At 45.3% G+C, this 20,083-nt stretch carries 20 protein-coding genes; 7 read left to right on the top strand and 13 right to left on the bottom strand.

What is annotated here, in order from left to right:
• Positions 1-43: 43 nt before the first annotated feature.
• Entirely contained in the window at positions 44-463 is a 420-nt protein-coding gene (locus L5M28_RS00100) for a YbaY family lipoprotein (protein WP_263202053.1), read from the bottom strand.
• Positions 464-580: 117 nt separating this feature from the next.
• Between L5M28_RS00100 and L5M28_RS00105 the strand changes: the two genes are divergently transcribed.
• Entirely contained in the window at positions 581-1,324 is a 744-nt protein-coding gene (locus L5M28_RS00105) for an SDR family NAD(P)-dependent oxidoreductase (RefSeq protein WP_028760569.1), read from the top strand.
• 99 nt (positions 1,325-1,423) lie between these two features.
• Here the strand turns inward: L5M28_RS00105 and ompW are convergent, their stop codons facing one another.
• The 8 genes from ompW to phhA form a co-directional block, all read right to left on the bottom strand.
• Entirely contained in the window at positions 1,424-2,071 is a 648-nt protein-coding gene (gene ompW / locus L5M28_RS00110; RefSeq protein ID WP_263202055.1) for an outer membrane protein OmpW, read from the bottom strand.
• A gap of 476 nt (positions 2,072-2,547) precedes the next feature.
• Positions 2,548-3,192 (bottom strand): nucleotidyltransferase family protein, encoded by a 645-nt coding sequence (locus L5M28_RS00115; protein WP_263202143.1) that lies wholly within the window; start codon positions 3,190-3,192, stop codon positions 2,548-2,550.
• 52 nt (positions 3,193-3,244) lie between these two features.
• Positions 3,245-3,535, bottom strand: a complete 291-nt coding sequence (locus L5M28_RS00120) for a hypothetical protein (RefSeq protein WP_263202056.1) — start codon at positions 3,533-3,535, stop codon at positions 3,245-3,247.
• A gap of 86 nt (positions 3,536-3,621) precedes the next feature.
• Complete coding sequence (gene maiA, locus L5M28_RS00125; protein ID WP_219234214.1) at positions 3,622-4,272, bottom strand: maleylacetoacetate isomerase; 651 nt, start codon at positions 4,270-4,272, stop codon at positions 3,622-3,624.
• A gap of 87 nt (positions 4,273-4,359) precedes the next feature.
• Positions 4,360-5,346: a fumarylacetoacetate hydrolase family protein gene (locus L5M28_RS00130; protein ID WP_028760574.1), complete on the bottom strand. Its 987-nt coding sequence runs from the start codon at positions 5,344-5,346 to the stop codon at positions 4,360-4,362.
• Positions 5,347-5,729: 383 nt separating this feature from the next.
• A complete protein-coding gene (gene tyrR / locus L5M28_RS00135) occupies positions 5,730-7,268 on the bottom strand; it encodes a transcriptional regulator TyrR (RefSeq protein WP_113938940.1) in 1,539 nt (512 codons plus the stop codon).
• Positions 7,269-7,536: 268 nt separating this feature from the next.
• Positions 7,537-7,875, bottom strand: a complete 339-nt coding sequence (locus L5M28_RS00140) for a 4a-hydroxytetrahydrobiopterin dehydratase (RefSeq protein ID WP_106650051.1) — start codon at positions 7,873-7,875, stop codon at positions 7,537-7,539.
• Between the two features lie 131 nt (positions 7,876-8,006).
• Positions 8,007-8,807: a phenylalanine 4-monooxygenase gene (phhA, locus tag L5M28_RS00145; protein ID WP_263202057.1), complete on the bottom strand. Its 801-nt coding sequence runs from the start codon at positions 8,805-8,807 to the stop codon at positions 8,007-8,009.
• Positions 8,808-9,128: 321 nt separating this feature from the next.
• Between phhA and galU the strand changes: the two genes are divergently transcribed.
• From galU to L5M28_RS00175, 6 genes are all read left to right on the top strand, one after another.
• Positions 9,129-10,037, top strand: a complete 909-nt coding sequence (gene galU, locus L5M28_RS00150) for a UTP--glucose-1-phosphate uridylyltransferase GalU (RefSeq protein WP_168823151.1) — start codon at positions 9,129-9,131, stop codon at positions 10,035-10,037.
• Complete coding sequence (gene galE / locus L5M28_RS00155; protein WP_263202059.1) at positions 10,037-11,050, top strand: UDP-glucose 4-epimerase GalE; 1,014 nt, start codon at positions 10,037-10,039, stop codon at positions 11,048-11,050. The genes galU and galE overlap by 1 nt, the downstream gene beginning before the upstream one ends.
• A gap of 92 nt (positions 11,051-11,142) precedes the next feature.
• The gene (gene napF, locus L5M28_RS00160; RefSeq protein WP_168823154.1) at positions 11,143-11,625 is read left to right on the top strand and encodes a ferredoxin-type protein NapF; all 483 of its coding nucleotides are present in this window, start codon (positions 11,143-11,145) and stop codon (positions 11,623-11,625) included.
• A 112-nt stretch (positions 11,626-11,737) separates the two neighbouring features.
• The gene (locus L5M28_RS00165) at positions 11,738-12,187 is read left to right on the top strand and encodes a polymer-forming cytoskeletal protein (RefSeq protein WP_113938943.1); all 450 of its coding nucleotides are present in this window, start codon (positions 11,738-11,740) and stop codon (positions 12,185-12,187) included.
• 318 nt (positions 12,188-12,505) lie between these two features.
• Positions 12,506-13,480 carry a LysR family transcriptional regulator gene (locus L5M28_RS00170; RefSeq protein WP_263202061.1) on the top strand — a complete coding sequence of 325 codons (975 nt, stop codon included), beginning with the start codon at positions 12,506-12,508 and terminating at the stop codon, positions 13,478-13,480.
• A gap of 477 nt (positions 13,481-13,957) precedes the next feature.
• Entirely contained in the window at positions 13,958-16,252 is a 2,295-nt protein-coding gene (locus L5M28_RS00175; RefSeq protein WP_263202063.1) for an OmcA/MtrC family decaheme c-type cytochrome, read from the top strand.
• A gap of 149 nt (positions 16,253-16,401) precedes the next feature.
• Here L5M28_RS00175 and L5M28_RS00180 read toward each other — a convergent pair whose 3' ends face one another.
• From L5M28_RS00180 to cysQ, 4 genes are all read right to left on the bottom strand, one after another.
• Positions 16,402-17,085 carry a DUF2982 domain-containing protein gene (locus tag L5M28_RS00180; protein WP_263202065.1) on the bottom strand — a complete coding sequence of 228 codons (684 nt, stop codon included), beginning with the start codon at positions 17,083-17,085 and terminating at the stop codon, positions 16,402-16,404.
• A 57-nt stretch (positions 17,086-17,142) separates the two neighbouring features.
• Positions 17,143-17,844, bottom strand: a complete 702-nt coding sequence (locus L5M28_RS00185) for a YdcF family protein (protein WP_263196510.1) — start codon at positions 17,842-17,844, stop codon at positions 17,143-17,145.
• A gap of 217 nt (positions 17,845-18,061) precedes the next feature.
• On the bottom strand, positions 18,062-18,979 hold the full coding sequence (gene mak, locus L5M28_RS00190) for a fructokinase (protein ID WP_263202067.1): 918 nt from the start codon (positions 18,977-18,979) through the stop codon (positions 18,062-18,064).
• Between the two features lie 60 nt (positions 18,980-19,039).
• Positions 19,040-19,846: a 3'(2'),5'-bisphosphate nucleotidase CysQ gene (gene cysQ, locus L5M28_RS00195; RefSeq protein WP_263202068.1), complete on the bottom strand. Its 807-nt coding sequence runs from the start codon at positions 19,844-19,846 to the stop codon at positions 19,040-19,042.
• Positions 19,847-20,083 lie beyond the last annotated feature (237 nt).

Below are 20,083 nucleotides of genomic sequence, written 5' to 3' on the forward strand. Positions count from 1 at the left end.
AACGGATTCGGCGCGTATGTCAGCTCACTTTTGAGCGGGCTAACTAGCCACCGACTTTCTCTAGCAGTATCGTCATTGGCTCAGTGGAATTGAGATCAATGTGATAGGCTTGAGTATTAATAAACAATAACTTATCACCCAACATAATCCGGGCACCTATGGCATAAGTGTGACCGGGTTGGAACTGATCGCTACCAATCGCAAAACTGAATGGCGCGGGTGTCGCAGCACCTTGTTGCACGCGCTCCGCCATCACTATGGCTGGCACATCCATTTTTGAGACATCAAGCAGTTGCACTATGACCTTAGCATCGGCAGGTAAGGCTATCCGTTCGCGATATAAGGTCTCGCCTTTTATCTCAACGATAGCATTCGGTGTCGCACAACCCGATAACCCCCCCATTACGGCCATTAATGCTAAGGCTGTTAATCTCAACGCGCTTAAACGCAACCATTTGTTCATTTTGTTTCTCCTAATCATACATAAAGACTTCTAGATGTCCATACGCCCAAGCTATAAATCTTGTCTTGGTGAACATAACTTTCTATCATAAGCCACCATTTCGTTGCCGAAAAATCTATGACCCAAGCAACTGCAATCATTGTGGGAGCTAGCTCACAATTAAGTCGTGAACTTGCAAAGCAATTGGCAGATCAACAGGTTGAATTAGTCTTATTCGCCCAAGATCCAGAATCACTGCGCGATTTTGCCTTATCCTTGCCAACAAAAGTACAAGTTTTTGCACTTCAAATTGAACAACCTCAAGCCATCATCAACCAACTTGAATCAGTCTGGCAAACTCTTGGCGGCGCGCACTTAGTCTTAGTTAATACAGGCCTCAATAGCTATGACCCCGAGTTGCCTTGGCTACCGGAGCAAGACATTATCGATGTCAATGTGCGAGGTTTTGCTGCCATCTGCAATACGGCATTTAGACTATTTCGCGAGCAAGGTTATGGACAACTGGCGGCAATCAACTCGATTGCGGGCCTGCGCGGCGGGCCGAGTGTGGCCTATCACGCCTCAAAAGCCTTTGGCCAGAATTACCTTGAGGGCTTAAGTATGCATGCTCAGCGCCTTAAGTTACCGATTACGATTACCGATATCCAACTTGGTTTGCTCGATAAAGCCGCTATGCAGCAAAGTGCAATGTGGCTTGCACCATTGCCACAAGTCGCAGCGCAAATCATCAAGGCAATGAAACAAGGCAAACGCCGCGTCTATGTGACCAAACGCTGGCGCCTCGTCGCTTGGCTTACTGTGTTATTACCCGAATTTATCTATAACACTCGCCACTGGAAAGCTAAAAAGCCAAAGCGCTAAATCGGCTTAGCCTAAGTGGAACAGAACATAGCGCGATAAAAAGTGCAGAAACGAAAAAGGAGCCTAAGGCTCCTTTTTTACGCTTATCTAATCAGTGGATTAGAAAGTGTAACCCACGCTGACCATATAAACCCATGGGTTGATATCAGTGTCGATAACCACAGTGTCGCCCGCTAATTTAAACTTCACGTCACTGCTAATTTGTGCGTACCACACTGAAGCGTTCACTAACCAGTTTTTGTTAACCTGATAGTCAACACCTGCTTGTGCCGCTAAGCCCCACGAAGTGCTCATGCTCAAGTCAGTTAACGCACCATTTAAATCGTTGGTGAACTCATTGTCGAAGAAATTAGTATAGTTAACACCAACACCCACGTATGGACGTAATTTAGATTGCACATCACCAAAGTAGTACTGCGCCACTAAAGTGGGTGGTAAATGTTTAGTTTCAGCAATCTTACCTACGCCAGCCAAAGAAACATCGTGGCTAAAAGGTGTGGCAGCTAATAACTCAACCCCAAAGTTATCTGTCAGCATGTAGCCAAAGTTTAAACCCACTTGAGTGTTATTGCTGATTTGGAACTCGCCGTTACCCGCAACATCATCACTTGATTCATTTGGCGCAACAACTACAGCACCCGCTCGAACGATAATGTCACCCGCTTGGTGAGCCGATACAGAGGCAGAAAAACCAGCGGCTAAAAGGGTGGCAGCGACCAGTGTAGAAACAGTGTTTTTATTCATCATCATACTCCATATGTACAACATAGGTTTTTGTTTTGTATTACATCCTTAACAATTGACGCCTACACTGCCAGAGATATGCGGCTGATTTATTGATCCAAATCAAAGTGAGTGAGCAATACTCACTTATAGGTACTACACATGGGAGCTGAATCACGAAATTCAAACATTTATTGATAATACCCCTTTGTTTTCTGTGAGCTAAGTGTTGTATTAGCCATCACTAATGACTTCCGCAAGAGGTAGTGACCAACAACACCATAAACATTTTAGTAACAATAAAAAGCACTTAACTAAGAGGTTATTTGAACATTAATTTCAAATTATAGAGACGGGTTGAATAAGGCTAAAAACAGAAAATGAACAAATAAAAACGGCTTGAGGATGATACCTATCATGTTAGATAACTAGATTGCATGGAATGATAGTGTGAGGCGGTTAAGTCAGTTTTAGACTGAACGAATAAGAAAGTGAGAAGATTAGCTTGAGTAGCAACACGTAAGCAAAGGATAGCGAGTTAGCCAGCCCTTAGTCGCGACTCTGTGATGAAACACTGGTAATGATCGCTTTGGATTGGCGCTCAATTTGAGGGCAAACAGAGAGTTCAGCCCAAAGGGAACCACCAGCTCAATACCGTAATGCGTGCAATGATGATCAGTCTCTGCATCTACCTGAGTATCTGTCTCAACATGAGATTTTAAACCCACCCCAACCGCGGTTTCTAACTCTGGCCAATGAGCCATAGCATCAATACAAGATGTGTAAGCCATGTCTTGATTGCGACTATGCATGCGCGCCTGATTCTTAACCGACCAAGGTAACTCAGGGGCAAGCTGATGAAGATAGGTTTCAATCGCCAGATCCCGCTCAGGGCTAATATCTAAAGGGCAAAAATAGATCAGATCGATATCGTTCAGTGGACTCAACTCAAATTCGTGCAAGCGATCCCAGACTAAATTACGGACAAATCCCGCCGCCAGACACCACTGCGGCATTGAGTGTACTTTGGCACATTGAAGCGCGAGTTCAAGCGCCCTCACCCGCTCGCAGTCTTGAGCTATCCATTCGAGTAATTGATGCTCTAGCGCTGCTTCACTCATGACATTACCCGTAGCACCACTCATAACAGTATCGCCAGCTTCAATATCAGATAAAAACACGGGAAAGACATTAGGCTTACTCCACTTCGCCATCGGTTTCTGAGCACTTTTCGACCTCATGACAGAGCAGAGAAACGAGACTATAAATCGGTGCCATCACCGCAACACAAATCCAAAAACCATGTACATCTTTGTCTAGCAGATTAACGCTAACAATATAGATAGGCACGAACAGGACCATCCATTTTATTATATTGAATTTGTACAGTATCGGCTTATCACAATGACAGCAGCGTCCTTCCTTAATCGGCACATCCTTAGCGCCGAGTTTATGTTTGCAATACGGACATTTTTTACTGAAAAGCATTTAAACTCCATCGCTGAGATAAGACTCGCAAAGCAAGCCTCATCATCCATTCTTTCAATTGGTAAAAACCGTATCCGCGCAATTCGTTACACCGCATCCGCTTGGCGCTCTGGCGCAGCATCGACAAAGGCTTCAAGCTGATTACACTCAGCCCACACGCGCATGATATTGGGATAAGGCGTTAAATCCACATTAAAACGCTGGGCGTTATACACCTGCGGTACTAAACACAGATCGGCTAATGTCACGGCATTCCCAAAGCAATAACGACCGCTATGCCGTGTTAACAAGGTTTCTAAGGCCGTAAAACCACTTGCGACCCAATGGTGATACCAAGTATTTTTGGCGGTGTCATCAGCACCTAAGGTTTGCGTTAAATACTGCAATACCCGCAAGTTGTTTAATGGATGGATCTCACAGGCGACCGTAAGTGCCATAGCGCGCACGTGAGCACGTTCAAGAGCCGATGCAGGCAATAATGGCGACTGTGGATGTATCTCATCAAGATATTCGATAATCGCTAAAGATTGCGATAAGGCATCCACATCCAGCTCATCATCCACCACTAAGGTTGGCACTAACTCTAAAGGATTAAGCGCAATGTAGGCAGCTTTATGTTGCTCGCCGCCATCACGTACGAGATGTACTGAAAACTGTTCGGCTGAAATCCCCTTGAGATTAAGGGCAATTCGAACCCGATAGGCTGCACTGGAACGCCAATAACCGTAAAGTTTCATATTTTCATGTCCTTATAAAAGTCAGTATAAAAACGGGGCAATTAAGCCCCGTTAGTTTGAGTCGGTGTCGCCCTTTAAGGGAAAGCCTTAGGCTTTGTATTCAACCACTTTTTGATCGATAGAACCAAAAATGGTTACATCATTATCATCGAGCATTTCGATACGCACTGTGTCACCAAAACGCATAAATGGCGTAGTGGCTTTGCCTTCGGCAATCACTTCTAACATACGTTTTTCCGCTAAACAGCTCGAACCTGCGCTACGGTCATAGTTAGAAATAGTACCAGAGCCAATAATCGCGCCTGCGCCCAATGGACGGGTTTTTGCAACATGCGAAACTAACTGACTGAAATTGAAGGTCATATCAACGCCGGCATTCGGACGACCAAATAATTCACCATTTAAATAGGTGATCAGCGGTAAATGCACTTTCGAATCTTCCCAACGGACACCCAATTCATCCGGTGTCACAGCCACAGGCGAAAAACTGCTCGATGGTTTAGATTGGAAAAAACCAAAGCCTTTCGCCAACTCACCAGGGATCAAGTTACGCAATGACACATCGTTAACTAGCATCAACAATTTAATGTGCTTAGCTGCATTGTCAGTGCTCACGCCCATAGGCACATCATCGGTAATAACCGCAATTTCAGATTCGAAATCGATACCCCAGTCTTCACTCGCCAATGGGATATCCGCTTTAGGGGCAATAAAGCTGTCTGAGCCACCTTGATAAAACAACGGATCTGTCCAAAAGGTTTCTGGCATTTCTGCGCCACGGGCTTTACGGACTAACTCAACGTGATTCACATAAGCGCTGCCATCGGCCCATTGGTAGGCACGTGGTAATGGCGATAAACACTTAGCTTCGTCGAACGCTTGCGCGTTATCTAACATGCCTTCATTTAACGCATCGTACAATTCTTGCAATTGCGGTCTCAGTAAATCCCAACCATCGAGTAATTGCTGCATAGTGTGGGCAATGGCAGGAACGGCAACCGTTTTAGTGAGATCGCGGCTGACTAACATCAACTGACCATCACGACGACCATTGTTATAACTTGCAAGTTTCATATTGGCTCCAGTGCTCTTCGGCTAGGTGTACAATTTTATTGTGCTGGAAAACGCGCGACGTCACCCAGCTTATATTCGGCGATTTAAATCGGACTTTTGACTCATTAAGGGCATACACGTTACGCATTCCGCGCCAACGAGGCATGCTCTGTTACTTGCTTTAACGTATTTGTTGCGCGTAGAAATACCCGATGCAGCTCAAGATTCCTATAGCGTGACCAAAATCACATTTAGGTCAATTATTTCACATTTTGTAAACTAATCATTACGTTTATAACCTAGTTACCGCTTATCAATATCTCGGTAAGCAATATGCCTGAAAAGTCGGCAACTAAGTGGAACGATACTGTTACATTGACTGTGTCAACCCAACGAGACTCTGACTAACGGCGCTTGGCTATCTTGTATTCACGCAGTTTATTAGCAATAGCTGTGTGTGATACACCTAGCTTTTTCGCCAACTGGCGAGTGCTCGGGTAGGCCGGATATAATCGACGCAACAAACTCGCTTCAAACTGCTTCATTGCATCGTCCAGATTGCCCTCAAACTCATTATCAAAGTAACCAAAACCTTCAGCATATGACGGCAATTTCAGCTGTTCTACCGTCAACTCGGCCGAGCCATCCCACATAGACACGGCTCTAAATACCGCGTTCTTTAATTGGCGTACGTTACCTGGCCAAGCGTAGGTGAGCAAATGATCGCGGCACTGGGCCGAAATCCGCCGAACAGGGCTAGACAACTGTTGACTGTAATGTTCGAGGAACATTTCCGTCAGTGGAATAATATCGACTTTACGCTCGCGTAAGGACGGAATGTGATAACTCAGCACATGGATGCGATAGTACAAATCTTCCCTAAACTCGCCGGTTTGGCATAGTTCAGCTAAATTTTTCTGGGTCGAGCAAATAATTCGTACATCAGCACGCACTTCTTCATCGCCCCCTATGCGTCTAAAAGTGCCATCTTGCAATAGCCGTAGCAGCTTAACTTGAGCCGCCCTAGACATTTCAGCCACTTCATCGAGAAATACAGTGCCCCCCTTAGCTTCTTCAAAAAAACCTCGTTTGACGACTTTGCCCTGACTGACGTAACCGAATAATTCTTCTTCGGCAGCGCTGTCGGGTAGAGCGGCGCAGTTGATGGCGATAAAAGGTTTTTCACGGCGCATCCCCGCATCATGGCTAGCTCTGGCCATTAATTCTTTGCCAGTACCCGTTTCACCCGTGATCAACAAAGGTGCATCGAGCTGGGCCATACGCCGCGCTTGCTTAAGCACTTCCTTCATCTTGTCACTGCTGGCTAATACATTTTCAAAGCCAGTGGTTTGGTTCTGCAGCGCGTTAAACTGTTTTCCAACGCGCGCAGGGGATTTCAGCGACACCACAGCACCAACCAAGATGGTTTTTTCATCCTCATCGGGTAGGTAAATCGGCAGCATTTCCGCTAAATATTCGTTTGGACCGATTTGAACTCGCGCCGCTTGTGGCAATACTTGTGCTTCACTCAACCAACGGCTGAAGTTAAAACCTTGCACCCAATGATTAAGCGACTCTTCGAGCACTTCGTGCTCACCCATGCCGATATTGAGCAAGGCGGACTCATTAACGATACGGATACGTGCCTTGGCATCGATAGAAAAAACGGAGTCGGGTAAGGTTTTGAGCAGGGTTTTAAGGGCGTAATGTTCTTGCTCTGAGGGCATAAATGACACCGTACGCACATCGTGGACACTTTCCACTTTGCGGATCTGCGGCATCAAGGCACTCAAGGTTTCAAAACTGATTTCGGCAAATTGTAAGTACAGGAATCCTTGGTTACTGGCATCAATAGCAATTAAATTAATACCATAACGCTCTAACACGACTAAGATATCTTTGGCTAAACCAACACGATCCTGACAGCTGACTTCCAAGCGCATAATGACTGATATTCCCTTTTTTGATTTGAATTTTGGGGATAAACCGTGCAGAGCTATTTTTCGCCTTAGGCTTTACAACAAAAATAACGCTTGCTAGGCAAATCGTTACCTTTGACGAAAACGTCAGCGATGAGGGGAAATAGCAGAGCCCGTATACGTTAGAAGGTTAAACTGAAAGTGGCAAGCCTAGTTTACAGTTGAATTGTAACAGGAAGAAAAAATCAGCATCATAAAACACATTAAGATGCTGATTAAATTGATTAAATAATTAACCTAGTAACTGGTCTGTCTTGGCGGCCATGATGAAGTCATTCTTATGTAGCCCCTTAATGGAGTGCGACCACCAAGTGACAGTCACTTTACCCCATTCAGTGAAAATGCCGGGATGATGGAATTCTTCTTCCGCTAAATCCGCCAGCTTATTCGTGAATGCCATCGCCAGTTTAAAGTTTTTAAACTTGTAGACGCGCTCAAGCTGCATTACGCCGTCACGCACTTGCACGCCCCAGTCAGGGATCATACGAATAAGTTCTGCCAACTCTTCATCGGTCACTTTTGGTGCATCGGCTTGGCACGCTTCACATTTCATATTCGATAACGCAGTCATACATACTCCTGTTGGCAACATTAATAGGGATATTCAGTTGCACTTTACTCATTACTTATTAATTACTTAAATCACATGACTAAATTAGATGGCGACTCAAATAAAACATCAAACCATCCATCGAATCGAGACTAGCTCGCCTTGGCTTTGGGAGGATATTTAGGAGCAAATAAACCTAACTGACGTGCCTTAGTGACATAACTCATGATGTCCATTTTGGCAATTTCATCAAGCATATCAATGTGCTCAATCACATAATAAATCGGCTGCATAATGTCGATGCGATATGGGGTTCGTAGCACATTCAATAAATCAAAGGGTTGACGTTCTGGCACGTCACTTTCCATTGCATATAAAGTTTCACCAGGTGAGCTTAAAATACCGCCACCATAGATACACAAGGGGCCATCTTTAGGCTGTAGCAAGCCAAACTCAACCGTAAACCAGTATAAACGCGCTAAAAACACCCTTTCTTCTTTGCTGGCATTTAAACCTAATTGGCCATACATATGTGAAAAATTAGCAAATGAAGGGTTGGTGAGCAAAGGGCAATGACCAAAGATTTCATGAAAAATATCAGGCTCTTGCAGGTAATCAAACTCTTCCTTACGGCGAATGAATGTCGCCACAGGAAACTCTTTATTGGCCAGTAGTTCAAAGAAACGGCCGAAGGAAATCAGCGCAGGTACGGCTGCCGTTTTCCAGCCGGTGGTCGCTTGCAATACAGTATCAATTTCAGTAAGTTGCGGAATACGATCCTTTAGCATAGCCAAGGCATCTAGCCCTTGCAAATACTCCTTACAGGCACGGCCAGGCAGGTTTATCGCTTGACGGGCATAAAGCTGGCTCCAAATCTCATGTTCTTCTTGCGGGTAGTTGATAAACCCTGTGTCATCAGCTCTGTGAGCGATGTACTCTGTTCCTTTCGTCATAGTCTTCACTTAGTGGCTAGCCCTCATGGAACCATAGTGATCTAAGCCTTTAAATTTGTTAACTCCCTCACACTTTATTCTTGCACCACCACTGTGACGTAAACGTAAAGCAAATATTACAAGGGTATTAAAAACGCCATGTAAGTGCACATCACCCATGCTGGATGAGATGCACTGTGCTACCTTTGCTAAAACTTACGTCGACTTCGCTGTAAAAATACTTAAATATCCTAAGTTTTCAGCGTTTCTAAATAGCTTTTCTGTGCAGGTCATTTACAATATTGGCCATTAACCGCATCTCCTTGACCTAAAAGGTTCGCAATGAAACAACATCAAATTCGTAAAGCCGTTATTCCTGTCGCAGGCCTAGGCACTCGTATGCTTCCAGCGACCAAAGCAATTCCAAAGGAAATGTTACCAGTTGTTGATAAGCCATTGATTCAATATGTAGTCAGTGAAGCTATCGCGGCAGGGATCAAAGAAATTGTACTCGTGACCCACGCCAGTAAAAACTCTATCGAAAACCATTTCGATACCAGTTTCGAATTAGAAGCCCAATTAGAACGCCGCGTTAAACGTCAGTTACTTGAAGCAGTACAATCTATTTGTCCTAAAGATGTAACAGTGATCAGCGTGCGCCAATCTCAAGCTAAAGGCTTAGGTCATGCGATTTTGTGTGCTAAATCTGTCGTCGGCGATGCTCCATTTGCCGTATTGCTACCGGATGTGATCATAGATGAAGCCAGCTGTGACCTTCGTAGCGATAACTTAGCCGCTATGGTTGCCCTGTTTGATGAAACCCAAGTCGGTCAAATCATGGTGGAAGGCGTACCACATAACGTCGTCAACCAATACGGTATTGCCGATGTGAATGGTCATGATTTACAACCGGGTGAATCTGAGCCATTAGTCGAACTAGTTGAAAAACCCTCTGTAGATGAAGCTCCTTCTAATTTAGCCGTTGTAGGCCGTTATGTGTTACCTGCCAGCATTTGGCCACTACTGGCTAAAACTCCTGCGGGCGCGGGCGATGAAATTCAATTAACGGATGCGATTGCGATGTTAATGAAGCAAGAAACCGTAAATGCTTACTACATGGAAGGTAAGAGCCACGACTGTGGTAACAAGCAAGGTTATATGCGTGCTAACGTTGAATATGCCCTGCGCCACAGCGAAATCGGTGAAGATTTTGCGCACTATTTAAAAACCGTTGTAAAAGGAATTAAGTAATGACGATTTTAGTGACCGGTGGTGCTGGCTATATTGGCACCCACACAGTAGTAGAACTGCTCAATGCTGGTAATGATGTGATTGTATTGGACAACTTGTCTAATTCAAGCATAGAAGCCTTAAACCGAGTCGAGCGGATCACTGGTAAATCGGTTACTTTCTATCAAGGCGATATTCTCAATAAAGCATTATTGCAGAAAGTGTTTAACGATCATGCTATTGATTCAGTTATCCACTTTGCAGGATTAAAAGCGGTGGGAGAATCCGTCGTAAAACCCCTTAAGTATTATGAGAATAACGTTACGGGTACGCTTATCCTTTGCCAAGTCATGGCAGAGTTTAAGGTAAAAAATCTCGTATTCAGCTCATCGGCAACTGTGTATGGAGATCCCGCAAGTTTACCGATCACCGAAGACTTTCCCACAGGGGCAACAAACCCTTATGGTCAGTCTAAGTTGATGGTTGAACATATACTGGCAGATGTACACAATGCCGATCCGAGCTGGAATATCGCCCGTCTGCGCTATTTTAATCCGGTTGGCGCCCATGCCAGTGGCTTAATCGGCGAAGATCCTAACGATATCCCTAACAACTTGATGCCCTTTATTGCGCAGGTTGCCGTGGGCAAACGCACCGCCTTAAGCGTGTTTGGTAATGATTATCCGACACACGACGGTACTGGCGTGCGTGACTATATCCATGTCGTGGATTTAGCCAATGGCCATTTAAAAGCGCTCGCAAAATTGGCCACTAAGCCTGGTCTAGTGACCTATAACTTAGGCACAGGCCAAGGATATAGTGTATTAGACATGGTTAAAGCCTTTGAAAAAGCTTGTGGTAACACCATTGCCTACCAAATTGCGCCACGTCGCCCAGGGGATATTGCCGCCTGCTACGCCGATCCAACCCACGCAAGGGAAGATCTTGGCTGGCAAGCGACTCATACCCTAGAAGATATGGCCAACAGTAGCTGGCATTGGCAATCAACCAATCCGAATGGTTATAACGGCTAATAACTTGAATGGCTTGTGGAAATCTCCCAAGCCATTTTTCTTTATCCCTCTAAATACCATCGCTTTACATCATTAACCACCCGAGGAGCAACATGACTCAAAGTATTAATCACAGCCGTCGCAGCCTCTTTCGCCGGCGTAAAGATAATGCGATAAGGCCGCCTTGGGTACGTGATGATATCGAGTTTACCGATGTGTGTACTCGTTGTTCCGCCTGTCTTGAGGTTTGTGAAACTCACATTATCATCAAAGGTGATGGCGGATTTCCTGAAGTCTCCTTTAAGGACAATGAGTGCACATTTTGTACCCTGTGTGCTAAGGCTTGCCCTGAAAATATTTTCGATTTGACTCAAGCACCTTGGCAATACCAAGCCCATATTCAAGAAAGCTGCTTAACCTTTCAAGGGATCTGGTGCCAAAGTTGTAAGGATGCCTGCGAACCAAGAGCCATCAGTTTTGTGCTCAGTATTGGTCAGGCTCCGAGCCCCAAAATAGATCTTGATCTTTGTACTGGATGCGGTGCCTGCGTAGCTCCTTGCCCTAGCAAAGCCATTGAGATAAAACGACCAACTTGATAGAAACACTGTAATTGCATTAACACATGCAGAGCTGTGCTTCTCATGGATTTTAAGCTAGTATCGCGCCTCTGTTGAACTCAGTTAATCCCTTCTCGAATTAAGTTAATTTATGATGATGTTTGTAAAAAAACTGTTTTTCCCGCCTAAAAAAAGTACCTCTTTTAGCTTTATTGCTCGAGGCACTAAACTCACGGGAAATATCGAATTAACAGGCGACGTGCTTGTTGGCGGTGATATCCAAGGTCAGCTGCTTTCTGAGGCCAATATCACCATAGAACAAGGCGGTATAATTCAAGGTGAAGTAAAGTGCCATGAATTTATCGTCGATGGGCACTTCAAAGGCAGACTTATTTGTGAGCGTTTAGTGATCCAACGTAATGGTGTTGTCGACGGCGAAGTGGCAAGTACCTCAATGCAAATCCTAGAGGGTGGCCAATTTATCGGGATGCGGATTAAAGAAGATGCACCAACCATTTACTCCCATGCAATAGGCCATACACCAACAGCAGATCCACTCAACTTACCGTCCGTGCAAAACGACGTCATAGAATCTCGTTAATCCGAAATGCATCACTATCGTTTGCTCGCCGCCTTAGGTGAGCAGACTTTGACTCACTCTTTTAGCTCAATCATTCCTTTCCGCCTGATGTTAAACATAGCGCCTACTCATCTAACTCTCCCCAACTCTCCCCTTTACAATGGTTAAATAATTGTTATTTTGCCGAGAGGGATCACAGTTAATCCGCATGCTGAATGTTAATCTTGGCAGTTAGTATCCATGATATTTGATCGCGGTGGTTCGGGTAATCGCAAGGACACAGAACTCCCCTAATAGCGCCGCAAAAACATTTAAGACTCATACAGGGCAAAATACAAAATGAGCAACTTATTACTAAAACAGATCTGTGAACTCGATGTTTTTACCTTGCTTGTATTTAAAAGTATTTTCGACACTGGGCACGCAAATAGCGCGGCCAAAGCGCTAGATGTTTCTGCACCCAAAATAAGCCGCTGCCTCAATGCATTACGCCTAACCTTTAACGATGAACTATTTTATCGTCGTCAACAGGGGCTTAAACCGACGCCTTTAGCAGAAAGTCTCTACGTTGCTATTTGCCAGTTTACTGAATCGGTTTATCACCTCGAACAATCTGCAATCCAGATACAAAATGCAGCCATCAATGCCGACTTACCGCTGCATATCGCTGCTTGTAATGGCCTGCTAAGCTTTTTAGCGCCTCAGTTAAGTACTCCTGAACTTGCCCAAAAGCTAGGACAAATACGCTTACATAAATGGCAGGAAAATAGCGCTGAGTTGATCCACGCAGGTGCGCTTGATTTTGGGATTACGTTTGAAAGTGCTGAAAATAAAGAATTAAGTTACACCAAACTTGGCTCAATCAATGGCATTTATATCGTTGCAGCCAAGCAACACCCACTTTGGGACGTTGAGACGAATATTACCTTAGAGCAAATTTGTCGCCATCCGTTTCTATTTCAAGAACTCAAGGGCTTTAACAGTAAAATCGATCCCTTAGAATTATTTTGCCAGCGCCAAGGTATCTTACTGCCTACAGTAGAGAAAGTGATAGACAGGGAGGAATGGTATGCCCATCTATTAACCATGAAGAGTGTGGCTTTCTGTTCCAGCATTGATATGCACACAGTTAAACATATGCCCGGATTACATCTCGAGCGCCTTAGCGACACAGAGCTTAATAGACTCCACGAAACTATGATGGCGCCACATTATTATCTGATTGAGAAACCTGCAGTTCATCGGCGTTACAGCCAAAGCCAGTGTGATCTCGTCGTGCGCTCCTTACTTGCCGCACTCGAACCAGCACACTAATACAAAAATAGATTACACACTAAGTTCATCAACCTAGCTTACGTCATGGATGTTAAGTGGGTTAAGTGGGTTTACTGGGCTATGGCTTCTATTTATCCAAGGCACAATTAAATCACTTTAAAATGCCATATCTTCCCCCAATCCTCGCCCTCTTATCCCATTGCTTTTATGCTCAAAACCTTAAGATAACTACTTAAGATTTAGGCTCTCTTAACATCGTTCATTTTGCTTAACCGAAAATGAATTCATCATTTCGGCCTAAGTTTAAAGATTGAAATTGTGATACACATCATAGGCTAGCGGCTTAATTTCACTATTTAAAATATCAAAATGCAAAGTTTAGAATTACCATTCACGGGTGTTAAATCATCGTTCACATATCAGATACAAATTTGCAAATACCACTTTATAAGTAGATGAATCCTCCTATATTAGAGGCACTGCACACGCAGTCTTATAGATAGAAAAAGGGACGCGATGATGAAAAACTACAATAAATCTCTACTGGCACTGGCTCTCGTCAGTACCTTAAGTCTTACCGCCTGCGGGGACGGAAGCGATGGTCAAGATGGGGCACCTGGCACACCAGGTACACCCGGAACACCAGGCACTCCCGGAACACCAGGTACACCCGGAACCCCTGCGGGCTCCTTCGCAACGACTGCTCAATCTATTACTGATCTGGCTTTCACTTTAAGTCCAGCTGACATTAAAGTGACCAGCAGTGAAGGCTTCAGCGTTAAATTTACTGTGACAGGTAAAAATGCAGGTAAAGTGGTCCCATTCAAAGGACTCGATAAAGTTGCACTTTATTCTTTAACGGCAAATGAAAACACCTCAGGTACTGGCGCACCGATTGAGTGGCAAAATAATGCCACGGCAAATGCCGCTGGTACTTCACTAACTTGTACTCTAAACGGCCTTAACGGCACTAAAAACGCTTGTACTTTAACTGAAGATACAGCAACACCAGGCACTTACACTGCAACTTGGGCATATGATGGCGCAGCGCCAATCATTAATCCCAATGACAATCCAAACGCAGTACACAGAGTCTTCCTACGTGCATACAACATAGTTGATAGCACAGGTGTCGCGGTTTCTGGAAAAATACTATCTGTACCCGTTGACTTTATCCCTGCTACCGATGAATTAGCGGCTTCTGGTAAAGATACCGTCAGCAGTGCAGCTTGTGAAAAATGTCACGGTGAAGCTGATGGCCATATCGCCAATATTTCAGCACATAGCAACTATCAAGACGTTAAAAACTGTGTGACCTGCCATAACCCAGATCAAATCCCAAGTGATGCAAATTTAGCTGCTGGCTTAATATTTGACTTTGCACCTATGATCCACAGGATCCATTCTGGCGCAGAAAACGCAGCAAACTTCGATACTAGTAACAAAACCGCTAAAGAATGGAGTGAAATTGGCTTCCCATCTGATCTGAAAGAATGTACGACCTGTCATACTACAGACCAACCTAGCTATAACACTATTTACGCCCAAGCTTGTGTAGGCTGCCATATGACAGTCAACTTTGCGACCGGTGAAAACCACTCTGAATTTGCCCTAGCTCAAGCAGATGATACTCAATGTAGCTCTTGCCACGGCACAGGTAACTTGTCACCTGCGGTGGTACATAGTGTTGGTAAACGTGCAGAGTATGCATCTCTGTTCAAAGTTGACTTCACCAGTGCTACAACAGTTCCATCAGCGACTCTAGGCATGAAAACCTTAACCTTAACAGCCAATGTCACCTTAAATGGTGCGCCAATTGCTGATGGTACATCGTTAAAAGCCTACAACGCGACCACTAACCCAACAGCGATGTTTGTCGCTAATGGTCTATTGATCGGTAATGTGGCCACTGACGGTACTGTATACTCTTGGAGAGATGTTAAACCTGCAGCAATCAGCCTGAAACTGGAAAACGGTACACTTGCTGGTGGCGTGTTAACTATCGTTAAAGATATCCCAGATGCGCAAGCTGTGGGCACTCTCTACGTAGGTTCAGAAGCCAACTTCTGTGCTAAAGCGGGTAAAGTGGTTAGCTGTAATACTACAAACTTAGAGTTTGGTCCAACTAGCCCTATCGGTAACGAAGCTGCAGTGAAATTCTATAGCCCTGATGGTAGCGCAGTCACTAAAGCCCGTATGACTGATCCTACTCGTATCACAGTCGCAGAAACTAAGTGTAATGCTTGTCATGGCACCTTAGATTATGCAAAAGGTTCAAGACACGGCGCTTACACCTTCGACCAATGTATGCACTGCCATAACGACACCACAGGCGCTTCTGGCCACGGTGCAACTGGCTATAAAGGCGATGATGGTAAGTTAGTAGTTAATCCTGAAGTGACCTTCAATAACAAAGACCTATTCACAGTTGCTCACCGTTTCCACAGCGGTAACTTCGGTGTAGTAGAAGGTATCTTCCGCGATGCGAAAGGTGGTTTGTTCGGTTATCCTGCTGTTGAAACAGATTGTGCGGCTTGTCATAAAGACAATGCCAAACTGTTTGCAACTGACGGTGGTTTAACTTCAGGCAAACGCTCAATCAAAGTAGGTGCTTACTACATTAGCCCAGTGGCTGAATCATGCCGTACTTGTCACGCTCACTCTGATGCGGCAGCTGTCGCTCACTTTAGAAGTAACGGTGCGGTAGTAGAAGCGGATGCAATGACAGATCCTAACCTACCAGTAGAATCTTGCGCGACCTGTCATGCTGAAGGAAAAACCTACGGCGTAGATAAGGTACACGCAGAGTAGCACAGCAGTACTAGTACCTTTGGGTTGCCCCTGCACAACCCAAACTTCATCTCTGCAACTCATTGGGGACCCTTAGGGTCCCCTTTTTTATTGCCAATTATCTTCACAGAAAAATGCAATATCAATCGTATTAATAACTGCAGTAAAGCTTAATCCGCTAAGCGACTGGCTTGTGCAATACGTTGTCTAAGCAGCTTGATAAAGTCCTTAGCTTCTCTGTCCAAACTGTCGTGGGGAATATACAAGTGATAACCTAAACGCGTATCTAACATCACGCAGCGATGCCCAAACATCGCCAATACACCGCGATAACGATCCCCTTCTATCACCAAAGGACCAAACTCTGCGCCGAGATAAGTTTCTAAAGTCGCTAAGTCTTCATCTTGCGAGGCTGCAGTCACCAATAAAGGCCGCTGCTCTGTTAATAAGCCGGTGGCTAAGCGCAGGGAGATATTATCCAAAATAGGATTTAAGTGTTTTAGCTTAATGCCTAAATAAGATAACTCTATAGTATCTAAACCATTAGTCACCCGCGGAATATCGACCCGCTGAATATTATCCCAATCGATAGACACTTTGCCGCGGCGATGAAAATAGGTCAGCCCCTTGTCATCTAGTGCTAGAGTCGTTTCCGGCTCATACACCTTGGCTAAACCGAGAATGAGTGAAATAGCGCCCAAACTAAAAAACATCAAACCAACAGCAAACAAGGCCGGCCACGTCAGAAACAGTCCCAAACCCAGCACCAGACTTAAGCCTCCCAGCCAAGTTAAGGTTAACCCATTTCGTTTCGATAAAGGACGCACAGATACTATTTCTGACTCAATTGTCATTGTTCATCTTCCTGTTAAAACTCACTATCTTTAGACTGAACTTGGCAAACCACACCTTTAACTTACGGCCTTTATCCATAACCACAAACGGCCAATGTATTCGTGAATCGCCCGTTGAGAAGCCACTAAATTATCGGCAGTTAACCGCCACCAAAAATCATCTCGGCCAATAAAATCCGTTGGGGCAGCATCGGGGTGTAAGCCTTTAGCGGCGAAAATAGCCATCGCCCTTGGCATATGAGTGGCCGATGTGACTAAGCGAAAGGGCTCCTCCCCTAACTCCCACTTTAAGTATTGCGCTTCTTCTATCGTATCGCGCGCCAGTGGAAATTGAATAATTCGGCTTTTATCAACACCTAGCTCTACCGCGGCTTTAGCCATCATTTCAGCATGGGAAAATTGAGTGAGTTCACCGCCCCCGCCACTGACAATCAACATACACTCTTGACCCAACTTAAGTTGCCGAATTCCTTCAGTTAACCTTGTAAGGGCGACGTCTGATAAGGATTGCACCGCAGTCGCTCCTACTATATCAGCATGCCCTGAACCTAATACCATCACAAAACAAGCGCCTGCGATGGGCGTGGAATTAATCGGGTAAGCTGATTCTAACGGCCGCACTAAGGTATTCACACTCAGTTGACTGCTTAAAAACAGTAAGAGAAAAAAAGCGCAGGATACTAAGTATTTCGCCATACTGCGACGGCGCCATACTAGAAAAGAAATCAGTAATAACAATAGGATAAAGGGAATCGGCATCATCCCCTGTGAAACAACTTTCTTAACCCAAAACATGATGTCCATGCCAAGCAACCCAAAAGAGCGCAATCATAGCATCAAAATACGGCGAAACGCATAGCAGATAACATTAGCCCAGCGTTTCGCTGGGCTAATGTTTATAAAACGTATAGGCCATTAAGCATTGATTTCAAAGCCTAATAAGCTCACTAGATGAGTACATATATCCAAGCAAAGATTACTTTTCCCATAACCAAGCGGCGCCGCGCACACCCGATGAACAACCATAAAGATTCTGCATCACAGGCGTATTGCATTCACGCCCCACCACATAATGGGCCAGCAATGCCGGTAATCTTGGGTAAATCGCCGCAACATTAGACATACCGCCGCCCAGCACTATGGCATCGGGATCGAGCATATTGATCACATGGGCGAGTGAACGAGCGAGCCTATCCATATAACGATCAAACGCAGCGACCGCAATGGCATCACCCTCATCGACTAACAACATAATATCGGCACCAGATTTTGCAGCAGCACGCACTGTGCCCGCCGCCATCAAAGCCGCATTATAATCACGCACAAAGCCAGTGCCAGAGATAAAGGTCTCGATACAATCGGGATTGCCACAGAAGCAACGGGTGGTATTAAACTCTTCCTTAGTCATCCAAGGCAGAGGATTATGACCCCATTCACCGCCGATACCATTACCCCCGCCGTGCACTTTGCCGTTAATTGCCACGCCAGCGCCACAGCCAGTGCCGAGAATCACGCCAAACACCACAGATGCGCCAGCGGCGGCACCATCGACCGACTCTGATACCGCAAAGCAGTTTGCATCATTGGCAACCCGCACTTCACGCTGCAACAATTCCCCTAAATCCACATCGAGGGGATGACCATTGATCCACGTTGAATTGGCGTTTTTCACTAAACCTGAATAGGGCGATACCACACCAGGAATTCCCACACCGACTGTGCCTTGCTCGCCAAGTGTCGCTTCCGCTTCCTTGACCAGATTGACAACCGCAGCTAGCGTGCCCTGATAGTCACGCGGCGTCGTCACACGTTTGCGAAATAGCTCATTGCCTTCATCACTCAGTGCGACTAATTCTATTTTTGTTCCGCCTAAATCGACGCCCATGCGCATCATGATTACTACTCCAGTGTTTAGCCCGCCCTTTTATCACCGAATGTCGATGCTAGGCGGTCGTTACTTCACCCAACCAGGGGCTGTGGCAATAAAGTAAGGGTTTAAAATGTCAGGTTTTTGATTATAAGTTAATGGTTCACCTGAGTCATAACAGACAACTGTGCCGCCTGCACTTTCGAGCACGGCTTGCGCCGCCGCAGTATCCCACTCACTAGTAGGGCCAAGTCTAGGGTACAGATCGGCACTGCCTTCTGCCAACATACAAAACTTAAGCGAGCTCCCCACGCTTAAGATGTCATGCTCGCCAAACTGTTGTAAGTATTGCGCTAAACCTGGACTCAAGTGCGAGCGACTGCCGACAATCATCGGCATCGCACGTGGCGTGTTAGCCCCCAATAAGGGACTTTCTTGACCCGCTTGTTGACGCCATGCACCTAAATGCTTAGCGCCGTAATAATACGTATCGAGCACAGGCGCATATACCACCCCTGCGATAGCAACCCCTTGATGAATAAGCGCAATATTGACAGTAAACTCGCCATTGCGCTTAATAAATTCCTTCGTGCCATCTAAAGGGTCAATTAACCAATAGGTTTGCCATTGACGACGCACGTCCCATGCGATATCCGCCGCTTCCTCAGACATAATAGGAATACCGACAAACTGCTGCGCCAATGCTGCCACTATCACGTGGTGCGCGGCTAAATCGGCGGCCGTCACGGGACTATCGTCACCCTTATGGCTCACCGAAAAGTCATCTTGACCATAAACCACCATAATGGCATCGCCCGCCGCTTTGGCAATCGCGACCACTTGCAATAAATCTTGTTTGGTCAATGTCTGTGCTATTGTCGTCTTGTCTGTCACTGAAACGTCCTTAATGCATTAAATATTCTGGCATTATGCCATTGTCATCCAAGGAGAATTTAGAACAAATTCATCATACATCAAGCAAAATAGACTAAGACTCACGGCTTGAACCGCTGCGTACAAAACCACAGATAAACAAAGTGATTACGATACTAAGGCAAGCCATCGGCGCTGAGAAGAGCCTTGAGTCCAGCTGCATTCGTATTCACAGCCCTTGTTTTCATACGGATAGTC

Origin of the sequence: Shewanella sp. SW32, from assembly GCF_025653365.1 — a bacterium.
GTDB lineage: Bacteria > Pseudomonadota > Gammaproteobacteria > Enterobacterales > Shewanellaceae > Shewanella > Shewanella oncorhynchi.